The 16,758-nt window shown below is 64.6% G+C and carries 16 protein-coding genes; 5 read left to right on the top strand and 11 right to left on the bottom strand.

The window, feature by feature from the left end; translation table 11 throughout:
- Positions 1-126 precede the first annotated feature (126 nt).
- Positions 127-1,488 (bottom strand): methyl-accepting chemotaxis protein, encoded by a 1,362-nt coding sequence (locus tag FYJ91_RS02400; protein WP_181008311.1) that lies wholly within the window; start codon positions 1,486-1,488, stop codon positions 127-129.
- Between the two features lie 179 nt (positions 1,489-1,667).
- Here FYJ91_RS02400 and sdhC point away from each other — a divergent pair, with 179 nt between their 5' ends.
- Genes sdhC through sdhA form a run of 3 tightly spaced genes read left to right on the top strand, consistent with a single transcriptional unit; the run spans position 1,668 to position 4,245 of the window.
- Entirely contained in the window at positions 1,668-2,069 is a 402-nt protein-coding gene (sdhC, locus tag FYJ91_RS02395; protein WP_149520674.1) for a succinate dehydrogenase, cytochrome b556 subunit, read from the top strand.
- Positions 2,069-2,458: a succinate dehydrogenase, hydrophobic membrane anchor protein gene (sdhD, locus tag FYJ91_RS02390; RefSeq protein ID WP_149520673.1), complete on the top strand. Its 390-nt coding sequence runs from the start codon at positions 2,069-2,071 to the stop codon at positions 2,456-2,458. The genes sdhC and sdhD overlap by 1 nt, the downstream gene beginning before the upstream one ends.
- Complete coding sequence (gene sdhA, locus FYJ91_RS02385) at positions 2,458-4,245, top strand: succinate dehydrogenase flavoprotein subunit (RefSeq protein ID WP_149520672.1); 1,788 nt, start codon at positions 2,458-2,460, stop codon at positions 4,243-4,245. Before sdhD ends, sdhA begins: the two co-directional genes overlap by 1 nt.
- Before the next feature lie 73 nt (positions 4,246-4,318).
- Here the strand turns inward: sdhA and FYJ91_RS02380 are convergent, their stop codons facing one another.
- The 10 genes from FYJ91_RS02380 to FYJ91_RS02335 form a co-directional block, all read right to left on the bottom strand.
- Positions 4,319-6,382, bottom strand: a complete 2,064-nt coding sequence (locus FYJ91_RS02380; protein WP_149520671.1) for a hypothetical protein — start codon at positions 6,380-6,382, stop codon at positions 4,319-4,321.
- A 113-nt stretch (positions 6,383-6,495) separates the two neighbouring features.
- Positions 6,496-8,214 (bottom strand): GAF domain-containing hybrid sensor histidine kinase/response regulator, encoded by a 1,719-nt coding sequence (locus tag FYJ91_RS02375; RefSeq protein WP_149520670.1) that lies wholly within the window; start codon positions 8,212-8,214, stop codon positions 6,496-6,498.
- A 168-nt stretch (positions 8,215-8,382) separates the two neighbouring features.
- Positions 8,383-8,874 carry a transcription elongation factor GreB gene (gene greB, locus FYJ91_RS02370; RefSeq protein WP_149520669.1) on the bottom strand — a complete coding sequence of 164 codons (492 nt, stop codon included), beginning with the start codon at positions 8,872-8,874 and terminating at the stop codon, positions 8,383-8,385.
- Positions 8,871-9,674: a TrmH family RNA methyltransferase gene (locus tag FYJ91_RS02365; protein WP_149520668.1), complete on the bottom strand. Its 804-nt coding sequence runs from the start codon at positions 9,672-9,674 to the stop codon at positions 8,871-8,873. Before FYJ91_RS02365 ends, greB begins: the two co-directional genes overlap by 4 nt.
- 30 nt (positions 9,675-9,704) lie before the next feature.
- Positions 9,705-9,980, bottom strand: a complete 276-nt coding sequence (locus FYJ91_RS02360; RefSeq protein ID WP_149520667.1) for an HPr family phosphocarrier protein — start codon at positions 9,978-9,980, stop codon at positions 9,705-9,707.
- Positions 9,977-10,384, bottom strand: coding sequence for a PTS sugar transporter subunit IIA (locus tag FYJ91_RS02355; RefSeq protein ID WP_149520666.1), 408 nt, complete (start codon positions 10,382-10,384; stop codon positions 9,977-9,979). The genes FYJ91_RS02360 and FYJ91_RS02355 overlap by 4 nt, the downstream gene beginning before the upstream one ends.
- Position 10,385: 1 nt before the next feature.
- Positions 10,386-11,324, bottom strand: coding sequence for an RNase adapter RapZ (gene rapZ, locus FYJ91_RS02350; RefSeq protein ID WP_149520665.1), 939 nt, complete (start codon positions 11,322-11,324; stop codon positions 10,386-10,388).
- Positions 11,321-11,764 carry an HPr kinase/phosphorylase gene (locus FYJ91_RS02345; protein WP_149520664.1) on the bottom strand — a complete coding sequence of 148 codons (444 nt, stop codon included), beginning with the start codon at positions 11,762-11,764 and terminating at the stop codon, positions 11,321-11,323. The genes rapZ and FYJ91_RS02345 overlap by 4 nt, the downstream gene beginning before the upstream one ends.
- The gene (locus tag FYJ91_RS02340; RefSeq protein WP_246152368.1) at positions 11,761-13,314 is read right to left on the bottom strand and encodes a sensor histidine kinase; all 1,554 of its coding nucleotides are present in this window, start codon (positions 13,312-13,314) and stop codon (positions 11,761-11,763) included. The genes FYJ91_RS02345 and FYJ91_RS02340 overlap by 4 nt, the downstream gene beginning before the upstream one ends.
- Positions 13,304-14,008, bottom strand: a complete 705-nt coding sequence (locus FYJ91_RS02335; RefSeq protein ID WP_149520662.1) for a response regulator transcription factor — start codon at positions 14,006-14,008, stop codon at positions 13,304-13,306. The genes FYJ91_RS02340 and FYJ91_RS02335 overlap by 11 nt, the downstream gene beginning before the upstream one ends.
- A gap of 155 nt (positions 14,009-14,163) precedes the next feature.
- On the opposite strand from FYJ91_RS02335, the gene FYJ91_RS02330 reads away from it, so the two are divergent.
- Together FYJ91_RS02330 and guaB are read left to right on the top strand one after the other, a co-directional pair.
- A complete protein-coding gene (locus FYJ91_RS02330) occupies positions 14,164-15,219 on the top strand; it encodes a GGDEF domain-containing protein (RefSeq protein ID WP_149520661.1) in 1,056 nt (351 codons plus the stop codon).
- A gap of 77 nt (positions 15,220-15,296) precedes the next feature.
- A complete protein-coding gene (guaB, locus tag FYJ91_RS02325; protein ID WP_149520660.1) occupies positions 15,297-16,754 on the top strand; it encodes an IMP dehydrogenase in 1,458 nt (485 codons plus the stop codon).
- The last annotated feature ends 4 nt before the right edge of the window (positions 16,755-16,758 follow it).

Raw genomic sequence — 16,758 nt, 5'->3', positions numbered from 1 at the left:
CTTGGGACATGCTGTCAGACATCGCTCGTCATTGCGAGGAGCGGAACGCGACGAAGCAATCCATTCCGCAGTTCGGATTGGATTGCTTCGCTATGCTCGCAATGACGAGGGGGTAAGGGAGGCGGACTAAGCCGCCAGCTTGTTCACGAAATCACCCGTCACCGTCTCCAGCTTCGAAAGCTCGCTGTCGACGCCGCGGAAGCCCGCCTCAAGCCGGTCGATCTCGCCGGCGACCGTCTCGGTGTCGCTACGGATCGCGGAGATGGTGCTGGACATCGAGTCGGCCGCGAGCGCGGTCTCGTCGACGGCGGCGGTAATCATCGTCACGGTGCGCGCCTGGGTTTCCATCGTCGAACGGATACGCTCGGCGGAACTCTGTACCTCGCCGACGATGTCGCGGATCGCGCCATTGGCATCGACGGTCTGGCGGGTCGCGGCCTGGATCGCGGCGATCTTGGCAGCGATGTCGTCGGTCGCGCGGGCCGTCTGGCTTGCGAGGCTCTTCACTTCCTGCGCGACCACCGCAAAGCCGCGGCCGGCGTCGCCCGCGCGCGCCGCTTCGATCGTGGCGTTGAGCGCGAGGAGGTTGGTCTGGCCGGCGATGTCACGGATCAGGCCCAGGATCGATTCGATCGCCAGCGCATGATCGGACAGGATTTCGGACAGGGCGACCGCGTGGATCGATCGTTCGGCCGCCTTGGTGGCGATCTGCGCGGCGACTTCCACTTCGGCGCGGCTCTCGTCGATCGCGCGGATCAGGCCGGCGGCGGTGTGGGCGGCTTCGCGCATCGCCAGCGCCGACTGTTCGGCGGCGGCCGCGACTTCGGATGCCTTGCCCAGCATGCCGCGCGCGGCGGCGGAGGTGTCACCCGTGCGATCACGCAGACCACGCGATTCGCCGATCATCTTGCCGAGCGCGTCGGAGATATGGCTGCGGAAACGTTCGCTGTCTCCGGTGCGGGTGGTGGCTTCGCGCGCGCTTTCGATCTGGCGCTGCTGACTGGTGCAAACGTCGATATAAAGCGCGTTGAGCGTCATCAACGCTTCCTGAGCGTCGAGCGTGCGGCCGATATCATCGGCGTGAATTTCGGCGACTGCGCGAACGAGCATCGCGTAACTCTCGGTCGCAGTTTTGGCGACGACGCTGTAATCGCGCCGCTGTTCCTCGATCATACGGATCATGTGGGCGCAGTCGTGCAGCCGACGGAGCGTGCCGCCATTTTCGGGCACGTCGAGCCAGGTCGAGCGCAGTCCTGCGACCGGATCGCCGTTCGGATCGATGCTCACGAAGAAGCGCCGTGCCGCCTCGCTCTGATCGAACAGCATCACGGCATAACGAGGAATCATGGAGTCGATCGCATCGACCACACCTTCGAAGATCCGTTTCAGGCGGACGTTCAGGTCGCCGCGCGGGTCGTAGATGGCCAGCTTCTCGCGAAGCTGTTCATCGCTCAGGCTCGCCAACGCCATGTCCCTACCCTGCATCATCGACTCATCCGTCCTCTCGCGCCTTGCCGCGTCGCCGTCGGGATAAGGATGATTGGTAAACGAGCCGTTGACGCTTTTTCGAAAGGAAGCGTTTTCCACGATCTATCGCGTCGTGCGCCTTGCATGGCGCGCTTCTTTGACTAAGGACCGTTTCGAGCCTGCGTTTCAAGGGAGGGAACATGGCGCGCAATCATGCACGGCCGCTGTCGCCGCATCTGACGATCTGGAAATGGGGACCGGCCATGGCGGTCTCCATCCTGCATCGTGCGACGGGGACCGCGCTCGCGGTCGCCGGGGGTATCGGCTTTATCTGGTGGCTCGTCGCCGCCGCAATGGGGCCCGAAGCCTACGCCACCTTTCTAAAGGTCGCGACCAGCTGGTTCGGCTATCTGGTGGCCGTCGGCCTCACCTGGTCGTTCTTCAACCACATGTTCTCGGGCTTGCGCCACTTCGTGCTCGATGTGGGCGCGGGCTACGAACTGCGCACCAATCGCCTGTGGTCGATCGTGTGCATGGTCGGCGCGGTCGTCGTGACGATCGCGATCTGGGGCACGATCTTCGCGAAGATGGGGGCGAACTGATGGGCACCGGCACTGGTATCGGCCGCGTTCGCGGTCTGGGATCGGCCAAGCACGGGTCGCAGCATTGGTGGCGCTCGCGGGTGACCGCGGCGGGCAACCTGCTGCTCGTCACCTGGTTCGTCATCTCGATCTTCCGCCTGCCGCACCTCGATTATGAAGGCGTGGTGAAGTGGATTTCCTCGCCGCTCGTCGCTGTGCCGCTGGTGCTGCTGACCGCGTCGGTCTTCACCCACCTGCGCCTGGGTCTCCAGGTCCTGATGGAAGATTATGTGCACGAGGAAGCGGGCAAGGTGTTCTGGACCCTGCTGCTCAATCTCTATGCGATCGGCGGGGCTGCCCTCGCGATCTTCTCGATCCTCAAGATCGCCTTCGCGGGAGTGCCGGCATAATGGCCGAAGCTTACAAGATCATCGACCACGTCTATGACGCCGTCGTCGTCGGCGCGGGCGGCTCGGGTCTGCGCGCCACGATGGGCTGCGCGGAAAAGGGTCTGCGCACCGCCTGCATCACCAAGGTGTTCCCCACCCGCAGCCACACGGTCGCGGCTCAGGGCGGCATTGCTGCCTCGCTGGGCAACAACTCGCCGGACCATTGGACCTGGCACATGTTCGATACCGTCAAGGGTTCGGACTGGCTGGGTGACCAGGACGCGATCGAATATATGGTGCGCGAAGCGCCGGCGGCCGTGATCGAGCTGGAACATGCCGGCGTGCCGTTCAGCCGTAACGAGGACGGGACGATCTACCAGCGTCCGTTCGGCGGCCACATGCAGAATATGGGTGCCGGCCCGCCGGTGCAGCGCACCTGCGCCGCCGCCGACCGTACCGGCCATGCGATGCTTCACGCGCTCTATCAGCAGAGCCTGAAGTACGACACGGACTTCTACGTCGAATATATCGCGCTCGATCTCATCATGGAGAATGGTGAGTGCAAGGGCGTGATCGCGCTCTGCATGGAAGACGGATCGATCCACCGCTTCCGCAGCCACGCCACCGTGCTGGCGACGGGCGGTTCGGGCCGCACCTACTTCTCGGCCACCTCGGCGCACACCTGCACGGGTGACGGCGGCGGCATGGTGCTGCGCGCCGGCCTGCCTTTGCAGGACATGGAGTTCGTGCAGTTCCACCCGACCGGCATCTACGGCGCCGGCGTGCTCATCACCGAAGGTGCGCGCGGCGAGGGCGGCTACCTCACCAACTCCGAAGGCGAGCGCTTCATGGAGCGTTACGCTCCGTCGGCCAAGGATCTTGCGTCGCGCGACGTCGTCGCCCGCTCGATGGCGGCGGAGATGCGCGAAGGCCGCGGCGTCGGCAAGAACGGCGACTATATCTACCTGCACCTCGATCATATCGATCCCAAGGTGCTGGCGGAGCGCCTGCCCGGCATCACCGAGACCGGCAAGATCTTCGCCGGCGTCGATCTCACGCGTCAGCCGTTGCCGGTCACGCCCACCGTCCACTACAATATGGGTGGCGTGCCGTGTAACTATCATGGCGAAGTCGTCACGCTGAAGGATGGCAATCCCGACGCGGTCGTCCCCGGCCTGTTCGCGGTGGGCGAGGCGGCCTGCGTTTCGGTCCATGGCGCCAACCGCCTGGGTTCGAACTCGCTGATCGATCTCGTGGTGTTCGGCCGCGCGACCGGCTTCCGCATTGCGGAGCTGGTGCAGCCCAACTCGAAGCATGGCGTGGTGAACAAGGAGTCGGACGACAAGGCGCTCGCCCGTCTCGATCACTATCGCAATGCCAAGGGCGGCACGCCGACCGCGCAGATTCGCCTCGACATGCAGCACACGATGCAGAAGCATTGCGCCGTGTTCCGCGACACCGCGCTGCTGACCGAGGGCCGGACCCAGATCGACCGTGTTTACGAGAGCCTGTCGGACGTCGGGATTACCGATCGCTCGCTGATCTGGAACACCGATTTGGTCGAGACGATGGAGCTCGACAACATGCTGCCCCAGGCGGTCGTCACCATGCACTCGGCGGGCAACCGCCAGGAAAGCCGCGGCGCGCATATGCACGAGGATTTCCCGAACCGCGACGACGCCAACTGGATGAAGCATACGGTCGTCTGGTTCGACAAGGGCGACGTCAAGATCGACTATCGCCCGGTCCACGAATACACGCTCACCGACGAGATCGAATATATCAAGCCGAAGGCCCGCGTTTACTAAGCACTCCCCGATTCGATCCAAACACGAAGGCCCGTGGGAAACCGCGGGCCTTTTTCGTAAGCGTCCCGTCTTTTCAGCCGTGGGGCAGGCGGGGCGTCAGCGCGTCGCGCAGGGTCCGGTCATTAAGAATGGGCAGCGCGCCCACGAGTGCCACCGGCGCGATGCGCATTGCGACGCATTGCCCGCTAAGTTTGACCGATGGCCCCGGAACCCCCTTGAGCGTGATCCGCGTTGGCTTTCCCGTGGCATGTTCGGCCATCAACGTGAGCTGCTTTTCCGGCGGCAGTCCATAGCTCGGGAAATCGACCCAAGCATTTTTCCTGCTCACGACGAGCGCCTTCTCTGCAGGGCTGATGACCTCGGTGGCGATCCAGTAGCGATCGGCGACGTGGCTGACCCGGACGCCGACATCGACATACCAAGCGCCGTCTGAAGCAGCTTTGCCGGCGATATCGGAAAAGGTCAGTTCGACGGCCCCGTCGTCGATGGTTCGCACGGTACAGGACATGGCCGCAGGCGGTGGCAGCGGCGTCTCGCGACGCTTCCAGAAAATGTGCTGCGCGGATTTTGCGAATGGCTCATAGGTTTCGACGACAAGCTTCATCGCAAACCACGATGCGCGCAGATTCCAGCCACCCCAGGCGGACGATTCGGGGCTTATCGTGGTCACCAGTGCGAAATCGGTATCGCGGATCTTGGCGACATATTCGCGGCGGGCATCATCCCCCAGAACATGGATGATCGATCCATAGCGGGTGGGGGAATCGGCCTGCGCGGCGATGCTGAGCGCGGAAAAATATGTCGAAAGGATGCGGTCTTTGGGATCGGGTGAAATGCGGGCAATGATCGGTCCGGCGCGGTCCATCGTTGCCAACGTGTCGGCTTCGCGTGGATCGATATAGGCGCCGATCGTCGGGCTATAAGCATAACCACGTTTCAGGCGCGCATGGACGCTCCCGGCGATGGCAGCCAGCGCGAGCAGGGCAAGCAGGCAGGCTATGTGCACCCGCCAGCGCGACATCAGCCATCGTGTGGCTGCAACGCCCAGCCGCGGGACGAGCCACAGGGGCGCGAACAGGGCAGGGACGACCGTGCCGAAGCCGTAATCGACGTTCAGATGCCCCGCCAGTTGCGGCAGAAGGCCGATGCCGGTCGTGGCTGCATAGATGAAAGCGACCATCGCAGTGGAGACGGCTTCGCCTTGCCGGGCCAGCAGCCGGTATCCCGCGATGCAGGCTGTCGCGCCGCAGCAGGCGATGGTCCAGCCGGTCGGCATTTTCAGGATGTGGAGGATGTCGGTGATCCCCAGAACCCGTTCGTCGGGTGACCAGGGCGGGAAGAACCAGGGTTGATCGGTCGGGGTCGATACGAATGTGTAGTGCAGCCAATCCGCCGGCGCGCCGTGGGTCAGCAGCATGACGATCATGACGATTGTGGTGACGGTAGATGCCAGCACGGTCGCGATCGCGGTGATGGCCGCGACGCGGTCCAGCGTTCGAAAACACAGCGTCGCATGAACCGTGGTTGCGGCGATGAGGCACGGTATGCCTGCGTCGTTCGACCAGAGCGAGGCGATGGCGATGACTGCTCCTAGTGCGACGCACGGAAGCAACGGCAGTTGCTGGCTTGCGGCCTTGACCTGACTCTTCGTCAGCAGCGCCCACATCGGCAGCGCGACAACGAACGGGAGTGCAAAGCGCAGCGCCTTGAGCGACACGCCGGGCAAAACCATCATCGCCCACAGCTTGATCCCCGCGATACCGAGGAACGTGGCCGACATCGCCCAGAGAGCTGCGTCGCTTTTGGTGAGCTGCGTCGTCAGGCGAAGCAGCACGACGAACGTAAAGTACAACCCCGCACAGGCGAGCATGGCGGCCGATGCGGTCGACGCGAATACAGTCTTGCCCAGGACGAGGAATATCGGAACGATCGCCAATGGCATGAGGGCGCCGAGATAGGATTGGAAATCCACCCCCAGACTTTGACCGCGGGCATAGGCGCTGACGGCGCTATAGGTCTGAAACGCGCCATCGATCGAATTTGTGGGCATTTCGAAATACAGGCGGCCCGCATGCAATATCGTCGCCAGAATCAAGGTCGCGCCGAGTGAATAGCGAATGGCGCGACTGTCGATCATGTGGCCCCCCGACCGTAAAGGACGGCAGATTTGGCCACAATTTCAGCAATGACAAGCGACAGCCTAGTGGATTGGAACCGAAACAGACGAGAATAAGGCTCGCTTCGGATCCTTTACGCCGCGACCTGATCCCGCGCCGCCGCGATGCTCGCGACCAGATGGATCTGTCGGAACGGCTTGGACAGGCGAACGATGTCGGGGGCGATCAGGTCGATGCCCTGGTAGCCCGAGATGATCAGGATCGCGGTGTCGGGATGCTCGACGCGCAGTCGCAGCGCGAATTCGGCACCGGTCATGCCGGGCATGATATGATCGGTGATGACCAGCGAAGGCACGAAGCCGCCTTCGATCAGGTCGATCGCCTGGCGCGCATTTTCGGCCTGGACCACCTTGTAGCCCAGATCTTCGAGCATGTCGGCGGTGCCCGACCGCACGATCGGTTCGTCGTCGACGATCAGGACCGAACCGGGGCTTGCCTCACCTTCCACGTCGGGTTCGGCCTCGGGCGTCTCGATCGCGGTCTTGGCTACGGGGAGCCACAGGGCGACCTCGGTGCCCTTGCCCGGCTTGCTGTGCAGCTCCAGGCCTCCGCCGAGCTGGCCCATCAGGCCGTGGACCATCGACAGGCCCAGGCCGGTGCCTTGTCCGCTCGTCTTGGTCGAGAAGAAGGGTTCGATCGCGTTCTTCAGTGTGTGCGCGTCCATGCCGCTGTCGGTGTCGGTGACGGCCAGCCGCACGAAATCGCCGGCGGGCAGATTTGCGGGGCGTGGCTCGCCCAGGCCCGGCAGGCGTACCGAGAGGACCAACCTACCGCCGTCGCCCATCGCGTCGCGCGCGTTCACCACCAGGTTGAGGACCGCCATTTCCAGTTGATGTTCGTCGATGCGCACCGGCGGCAGGCCACCCGCACAGTCGATGCGCAGCTCGATCCGCTGACCAACGGTGCTGGCCAGCAGACTCGACATATTCTCGGTCAGCTTGTCGAGCCCGACCGGCTTGGTGCTGAGCGGCTGGCGGCGGGCAAAGGCGAGGAGGCGCTGGATCAGCGTCTTGGCGCGCTCGGCCGCGTCCATCGCGACGGTGGCGCTGCGTTGCAGCCGCTCGTCGCCATTGGCGCGGATCAGGATCAGGTCGAGGCTGGCCATGATCGGCGACAGGAGATTGTTGAAATCGTGCGCGACATTGCCGGTCAGCTGCCCGATCACCTCCATCTTCTGGGTCTGGCGCAGGATTTCCTGCGCCTTTTCCAGCTCCGCGGTGCGTTCGGCAACGCGTTGGCCCAGATTGGCGTTGAGCGTCTCCAGCGATCCGATCAGCCGCATATTCTCGATCGCGGTCGCGGCCGAGCGCGCAAGTGCTTCAAGCAGCGCGATCTCATTCGCGCTCGGATCACCCGTTTCGGACCAATAGGCGCCCATGGCCGCAACCGGCTCGGGCCGGCCGATCGGCACCATCGCCATGCTGCGCACGAAGGTAGGGCGATAGGCCTCGAAGGGGACGCGCGGGTCGGCCTGGACGTCGGGGATGATCGCGGTCTCGTTATGGATCATCGCCCAGCCGGAGACGCAGGTTTCCGCCGGAAACTTCTGGCCGGCCCACAGCGGGGCTTTCGCGTCCTCGGCGACGTAGTGGCATTTGTCGTTGTCGCGCAGGATGATCGCGATCCCGTCCGCACCAACGATACGGCGGGCGTGGCGGCGAAGGAGGGCGACGACCGCGTCCAGCGTCCGCGCGCTGCTCAACTGTTCGACAGCGTCGCTAAAATGGGTCCAGCGTTCGGCAACCGAAAGGCCGGTACTTTCGTCCGCCCCTGCTCTCAACACGGTAGGCATCACTCACCCCCACAACGCAACGGAAACCGAATCACATCGATAGTCCGCAAGGCGTGCTTATACCGAAACGAAACGCCGAGTTCGATTCTATCCTATTATGCGGAAGGTTGATGCGCGTCGGGCAATACTGCGAGAGGCGCGCGGATTTCTTGGGCTATTGGGGTTCGATCAGGCGACCGGATAGACGATCGCCTCGATCTCCCATTCCTTCTCGCCCGCCGGCAGGCGAACGCGCCGCAGGTCGCCGATCGCGGCGCCCTTGAGCGCGTGGGCGAGGGGGGATCGCCAACTGATCCGGCCCGCGCTCGCATCGGCCTCATCCTCGCCGACCAGGGTGACGGTGCGGCGTTTATCCTCCTCGTCGATGATGGTGACGGTCGCGCCGAAATAGACGCGGTTGCGGTCCTCCTGCTTCGCCGGATCGACCACCTTGGCCGATTTCATGCGGCGCGAGAGGTGTCCCAGTTCGCGGTCGATCTCGCGCAGTCGCTTGCGGCCGTAAATATAGTCGCCATTTTCGGATCGATCACCGTTACCGGCGGCCCAGCTGATCACCTCGACCAAAGCGGGGCGTTCCTTGGCGAATAGATCCTCATAACGCGCGCGCATCGCCCCATAGCCGGCCGGCGTGATGTAGTTGACGGGCTTACCGTCGCTCATCTCGCCCTGCGCTGGTTCAGCACCTCATACGCGATCACCGCGGTCGCGACCGCCACGTTCAGGCTGTCGGCCTTGCCGAGCATCGGCATCTTCACCAGCAGGTCGCACTCCGCCTCATAATCGGCCGGAAGCCCTTGGGCCTCGTTGCCGACCAGCAGGAAGGTGGGCGCTTCGTAGCGAGGCGCCTGATAATCGTGGGTCGCCTTCAGGCTGGTTCCGACAAGCTGGCCTGGGCCAGCGCGCAGCCATTCGAGGAATTCGGGCCAGCGCGCCTGCGCGATCTTCTGCGTGAACAACGCGCCCATCGTCGCGCGCACCGATTCGACCGAGAAGGGATCGACGCAATCGTCGACCAGGATCAGCCCGCCAGCGCCGACTGCATCGCCCGTGCGCAGGATCGTTCCGAGATTGCCAGGATCGCGCAGCGACTGCGCGACGATCCAGATGTCGGCTTTCGATCGGTCAATCCGCGACAGGCTGGTGTCGAGTTCGCGATAGACGCCGATCACAGCTTGGGGGTTATCCTTCCCCGACAGCTTGGACAGGATGTCCCGCTCGGTCTCGATCGCTTCGCCGCCCTTAGCTTCGACATCGGCGATCAGGCGCTGGGCGAGCGGATGGTTGGCGCCGTCGCGGGCGAAGAAGATGTAATCGGGCAGCACGCCTTCGTCGGCGGCTTCGGTCAGGATACGGAGCCCTTCGGCCAGGAACAGACCCTCATCGCGCCGATGCCGCTTTTCACGCAGCGATCGGACGCGTTTGATCAGCGGGTTGGAAAAGGCGGTGATCTGGCGGGGCATCTGTTTCCCCTAATCGAGCGAGAGGCGAGGTCAATCCTCGCCGAACTTGCCCTCGACCAGCTCGACGAGCACGGCGAGCGCCTTTTCGGCGCCGTCGCCTTTGGCGGAGATGATCACGCTGTCGCCCTTTGCGGCGCCCAGCATCATCAGCCCCATGATCGAGGTGCCCGCGACCTTCGATCCATCCTTTTCAACTTCTACCTCGGCGCTCTGCGCGCTTGCGAGGGTAACGAATTTCGCACTGGCCCGGGCGTGAAGCCCCCGGATGTTGGTGATCTGGACTTCTTTTTGAAGGACCAGGTTCATGCGGCAGCTTCTCCCAAAACTTCCGACGCGACCGATATATATTTGCGTCCCGCATCGCGGGCGGCGGCTACGGCGGCCTTGATCTTCATCATCTTGCGCGCCCCTTCAAGCCGGATCAGCATCGGCAGGTTGATCCCGGCGATGACTTCGACCCGACCCGGCTCCATCAGCGAGATGGCGAGGTTCGATGGCGTGCCGCCGAACAGGTCGGTCAGCAGGATCACCCCGTCACCGCCGTCGACCGCCTTCACCGCGCGCGCGATATCGGCGCGGCGGCTCTCCATGTCATCGTCGGGGCCGATGCAGATCGCTTCGATCGCAGTCTGCGGGCCCACGACATGTTCCATCGCCGTCACGAACTCGGCCGCCAGGCGGCCATGCGTCACGAGCACCAATCCGATCATCTCATCCGTCCGACCGTTTCAACATTACCCCGGCTCGGCCATCCCCCTGAACGTCCGGTTTCTTCAGAACCAGATCGCGATGTCGCAACGTGGGCGAAAAACCTGCGTCGCGCAACCGCGCAGCGATGGTCTCCGCCATATGGACCGAACGATGCTTCCCGCCGGTGCAGCCTATGGCGATGGTGACGTAGCTTTTTCCTTCCGCTTCGTAGCGCGGAAGCAACAGCAAAAGCAGTTCCTCGATCCGCCGCAGGCTCTCCGGCCAGATCGGATCGGCGGAAATATATTCGCCTACGGCCGCGTCGAGTCCCGTCATGGGACGCAGATCGGAATCCCAGTGCGGATTGCGCAGGAAACGCATGTCGAAAACCAGATCGGCATCGCGTGGCACCCCACGCGAGAAAGCGAAGCTCATCACCGTCAGCTGAGAGGGCTGCCCGGTCGCACCGAACAACTGGCGGAGCAGCGCCTGCAGATCGTTGGTGGTGCGCCCGGTCGTCTCGATCAGATGATCGGCGGCTTCGCGCAGCGGAGCCATCAGCTCGCGCTCATAGGTGATGCCGTCCTCGATCGGTCGGTCTAGCGCGAGCGGGTGGCGGCTGCGCGTCTCCGAATAGCGGCGCGCAATTTCCGCGCCCGACGCATCGAGGAACAGGATCGATGCATCACGACCCTGGTCGTCACGCAATTGGCGTACGCCGCGCACAATACGGGCGACGTCGAACTCGCGCGTGCGGCTGTCGATACCGATCGCGACCGGGCGGCTCAGCCCCTGCGCTCCTTCGGCCGGCGCCGCGCCGAGCAGCGAATCGACCAGCGATAGCGGCAGGTTGTCGACCGTCTCCCAGCCCATATCCTCGAACGTCTTGAGCGCGGTCTTCTTGCCCGACCCCGACATGCCGGTGACGAACAGGATGCGATCGGGGCGGGGGGCTGTCATTGCGGGCCTATACCATAGCGGCGCAGCGCTGCCTCGGCCTTGATCGGCGCGCTATGCTCGAACGGCGCGAAGGGCAGAGCGGGAATCGCTATTCCCTCGATCGTCATCACGGGCGCCTCGACATCGGGCAGGCGCTCGGGCGTTTCGTCGAGCTGAAGGAGTAGCGCGACCGGGGTTTCGCCTGCTGGCTCGACTTCTTCGATCCCCACGCCGCGCACTTCGATCTGCCCCTCGATCCGGGGAGCGGGGCACGCCATCAGCACGTCGCCGCGCGCCTCGAGACGGGTATAATCGTCCGACACCAGCCGCGCTCCGCGATCGATCAGGCGGAGCGCGAGATCCGATTTGCCGCTGCCCGAAGGCCCTGCCAGCAGCAGCCCGCGCCCGTCGATCGCGACGCAGGTCGCGTGGATCAGCGTTCCGGGCTGCCCGCCGCTCATATGCTCGCCACCGGCAGGCGGATGACGAACTTCGCGCCGGGACCGGTATCGCGGTCGATCACCTCGATCGAGCCATTGTGCCCCTCGACGATCGCCTTTGCGATGGCAAGGCCGAGGCCCGAATGGCGGCCGAATGCCTCGCTTTCGGGGCGCACGCTGTGGAACCGGTTGAAGATCGCCTCGCGCGCTTCCGGCGGCACGCCCGGCCCCTCGTCCTCGACGCGCACCACGACATCGTCGCCGTCACGCGTCGCCGCGACCTGGACGAGACCGCCGGTCGGCGAGAAGGAGATCGCATTGTCGACGAGGTTCTCGACCACACGGGTCAAGCGCGATCCATCACCGAACACCACCGCGCTCCCCCGATGCGGGCGGGCGAAGGCGACGCGGACATCCGCGTTCAGCCCGCGCTGTTCGCGCGCCTGCAGCAATCCCTCGATCATCACGCCGAGATCAATCGTCTCAAAGCGCGCGCGTGCCAGCTCGGCATCGACGCGCGAGGCCTCCGAAATGTCGGTGATCAGGCGATCAAGCCGGCCGACATCGTCGCGGATCACGTCGACCAACTGCTCCTTGAGCGCCGGATCCTTGACCAGCGCGAGGCTGTCGACCGCCGATCGCAGCGAGGCGAGGGGGTTCTTGAGTTCGTGCGTCACGTCGGCGGCGAACGCCTCGGTCGCGTCGATGCGCTGGCGGATCGCCATGCTCATGTCGCTGAGCGCGCGGGCGAGCGTGCCGATCTCGTCGCGGCGCGAGGGGAGGCGGGGCACCTGCACCTCGCGTGCGCGGCCCAGCCTTACCCGATGCGCCGCGAGCGCAAGGCGGCGCAGAGGCCGCACGATCGTGCGCGCCAGGAACAGCGACAGGAACACCGACATGCCGACCACGATCAGCAGGACGATACCGAGCCGAAGCCGCTCGGCGCGAACGATGCGGACGATGTCGCGCTGATTTTCGGTCGACAGCAGCACATGGTTCGATCGCGGCAGCTGCACCGCGCCGACCACCACTGGCGTCCGGTCAGCCGCGCGGCGGACATCGGTGACGGTGCTATGGGTGCGTAGCGTCGCGACCGCCTCCGGCCAGCTCGATAGCGTGTCGTGCGCCGGTTCCTCGAAGAAGCCCGGCCGGTCCGCGCCCACGATCCGGTCGATCAGCCGATCGAGGAAGCGGGCGACGCGCTTTTCCCAGTCTTCCTGGGTCGGGTCTCGCAACTCATAGGTTGGGGCGGAGATCGACCAGCTGTCGAACACGGGCGATGCTTTGGGCTGCGTCACATCGTAAAGGCGCAGCCGCATGTCGGTCTGTTCACCGAATTCTGCCAGCAGCCGGCCCTGTCGATCGCCCGGCACGGCCGATGCGCCGGCGGCGATCAACCCGATCTGTGTCTCTGCCTCGGCGATGCGGGCATCGACCAGCTGGGCGCGAAAGCTGTCGAGATAGAAGAACCCACCCGCAAGCAAGGCGAGCGCGAAGATGTTTACCGCCAGGATGCGGGTGGTCAGCGACGTGCGCGCCGACCCCTGAAGGACGTCGTCCCTATTCTTCACCGAATCGATAACCTACGCCGTAGAGTGTCTCGATGGCCTTGAACTCATTGTCGACCGCGCGAAACTTGCGACGCAGGCGTTTGATGTGGCTGTCGATCGTGCGATCGTCGACATAGACATCGTCCTGATAGGCCGTGTCCATCAATTGATCGCGCGACTTCACGAAGCCGGGGCGCTGGGCCAGCGCCTCCAGGATCAGGAACTCGGTGACGGTCAGCGTCACTTCCTTCCCGTCCCAGCTGACCTTGTGGCGCGCCGGATCCATTTCCAGCCGTCCGCGCGTGATCCGTTCGGCCGGTGGCGCATCGGGCTCGGCACTTTCGGCGCGCGCATCGGTGCGGCGCAGGATCGCGCGGATGCGGGCGACGAGCAGCCGGATCGAGAAGGGCTTGGTGATATAATCGTCCGCGCCCATCGCCAGGCCGAGCGCCTCGTCCAGCTCATCGTCCTTGGATGTCAGGAAGATCGTGGGCACATCGCTTTTCTCGCGCAGGCGGCGGAGAAGCTCCATCCCGTCCATGCGCGGCATCTTGATGTCGAGAACCGCCAGATCGGGCGGATTGTCGAGCAGCGCGCGCAGCGCCGTATCCCCGTCCGAATAGATTCGGACGACGAATCCTTCGGACTGGAGCGCGATCGAGACCGAGGTGAGAATGTTGCGGTCGTCATCGACGAGCGCGATCGTTGCCGTCATGGGACCGTTTGGCCTCCCGGAATTTGACATCCCGGTTAGCGCAGCGGCGCGGTGGGTTCAACCGCGGGACTTTGTTCGACCTAAGGATGATGCAAACCGAAAATTAACCGTCGCTCGGTTACGGCAAAGCAGTCAAACCTCTTCATGTGGGTGCCATGTTCCAGGGAAAGCCCCCCGTCGCCGATAAGACCGCCGCCTGGAATGGCGCCGAACGCACCGTCGACCTGTTCGAACGGATCGGCGGCTTCCTGCGCGCGAACAAGCTCGACCCGACCCCGCTCAACTATGATCTGGCGCACCAGTTCTTCAGTTCGGACGATCCCAATCTGGTCGCCGCCATCGATGGCGCGATCAAGCGGGACGGGCTGCTGCGTCCCGAGGTGGCGGCGGAGATCTCTGCTGCCGCATCCAACCAGATTTCGTCGGAGCTGCTCGAAAAGCTGCTCGGCCGCGCGCACCAGAACATGACGATGGCCGCTGGCCTGGTCACCCAGTCGACCGCCGACGTGAAGGCCTATGGCAGCGCGCTCGCCAGCGGTGCGGGCACGATGACCAAGGGCGGGGTTCCGGCGCAGACCGCGCTGGGCCTGCTCGTCGAACTGACCCGCACGATGATCGGCAAGACCCAGGACGCCGAGGCGCAGCTGCGCTCGATGGGCGAACAGATGGCGACGTTGCGTGATGATCTGGCCGAAGCACAGGCGACGGCGGAGAGCGATCCGTTGACCGGCCTCGCCAACCGCCGCGCCTTCCAGGCGAAGCTGCTGGAGGCGATCGCGCAGGCCGAGGCCGAGGGCTACCCGCTGTCGGTGGCCTTCTGCGACATCGATCATTTCAAGAAGATCAACGACACCCACGGCCACGACACCGGCGACCGCATCCTCAAGATGTTCGCTGAGGCGCTGACCGACGGCGTCGGTGAAGACACGCTGGTCAGCCGCTTCGGTGGCGAGGAATTCCTGGTCCTGTTCGACGGGATCATGGCGCGCCGCGCGGCGATGCGCGTCGACGAGGTCCGCGACGAACTGGGCAACCGCAGCTTCGTCAACAAGGACACCGGCGAGGCGATGGATGTCGTCACCTTCTCGGCCGGCGTTGCACAGCTCCAGCCGGGCGAGGACAGCGATGCGCTGCTCAAGCGCGCCGATGAAGCGCTGTACAAAGCGAAGAACGGCGGTCGCAACCGCGTGCTGATCTCCGGAGAAGACTGACGACAGGGGGTAGCGCCAGCGTCATCCCCGGCATATACGGCCCCGAATCCAACGCCCCGCTAAGGATTCGGACCCTCATGGACATCAGCCTCGGCCTCACCTTCGACGACGTGCTCCTCCGGCCCGGCGAATCGGACGTGCTGCCCAGTTCGGCCGACACCAGCACCCAGGTTACCAAGGCGATCCGCCTCAATATCCCGATCCTGTCCGCTGCGATGGATACGGTGACGGAGGCCGACATGGCGATCGTGATGGCGCAGCTGGGCGGCCTCGGCGTCCTTCATCGCAACCTCACCGTCGAACAGCAGGCCGCCGCTGTCCGCGCGGTCAAGCGCTACGAATCGGGCATGGTGGTCAATCCGATCACGATCAGCCCGCATCAGACGCTGGGCGAAGCGCGCGCGATCATGGCGGCGAACCGCATTTCGGGTATTCCGGTGGTCGAGGCGAGCGGCAAGCTCGTCGGCATCCTCACCAATCGCGACGTCCGCTTCGCCGAGAACCCTGCCCAGCCGGTGTCCGAACTGATGACCAGCCAGAACCTCGCCGTCGTCGGTGTCGGCGTGGGGCAGGAAGAGGCGCGGAGGATGCTGCACCAGCGCCGGATCGAAAAGCTGCTCGTCGTCGACGACGCCTATCATTGCGTCGGCCTGATCACCGTCAAGGATATCGAGAAGGCGGTCAGCTATCCCAACGCCACCAAGGATTCGGTCGGCCGCCTGCGCGTCGCCGCGGCCACCACGGTCGGCGACAAGGGCTTCGAGCGCACCGAGGCGCTGGTCGATGCCGAATGCGATCTGATCGTGATCGATACCGCCCACGGGCATAACCGCGACGTCGCCCGCGCGGTCGAGCGGGTGAAGCGCCTGTCCAATTCGGTCCAGGTCGTCGCCGGCAACGTCGCGACTGCCGAAGCGACCCGCGCGCTGATCGATGCGGGCGCGGATTGCGTGAAGGTCGGTATCGGGCCGGGTTCAATCTGCACCACCCGCGTCGTCGCAGGCGTCGGCGTGCCCCAGCTTACCGCGGTGATGGAGGCGGCCGAGGAAGCCGCCAAATCGGGCGTTCCGGTGATCGCCGATGGCGGCCTGCGCACCTCGGGCGATCTCGCCAAGGCACTGGCGGCGGGTGCGGGCTGCGTAATGGTCGGCTCGCTGCTGGCGGGCACCGAAGAGGCGCCGGGCGAGACATTCCTGTATCAGGGCCGCGCTTATAAGAGCTATCGTGGCATGGGCAGCCTCGGCGCAATGGGCCGCGGTTCGGCGGATCGCTACTTCCAAGGCGACATCAAGGATCAGATGAAGCTGGTGCCCGAGGGCATCGAGGGGCAGGTCGCCTATAAGGGACCGGCCAAGGACATCATTCACCAGATGGTCGGCGGCGTTAAGGCGGCGATGGGCTATACGGGCGCGGCGACGATCCCCGAGCTCAAGCAGAAAGCGCGCTTCGTCCGCATCACCAATGCGGGCCTCAAGGAAAGCCATGTCCACGACGTCACCATTACCCGCGAAGCGCCGAACTATCCGACGCGCTGACGCT

Origin of the sequence: Sphingomonas montanisoli (assembly GCF_008274695.1) — a bacterium.
GTDB lineage: Bacteria > Pseudomonadota > Alphaproteobacteria > Sphingomonadales > Sphingomonadaceae > Rhizorhabdus > Rhizorhabdus montanisoli.
Note: the sequence above shows the minus strand (reverse complement) of the source record. Positions and strands in the feature narration are given on the sequence as shown.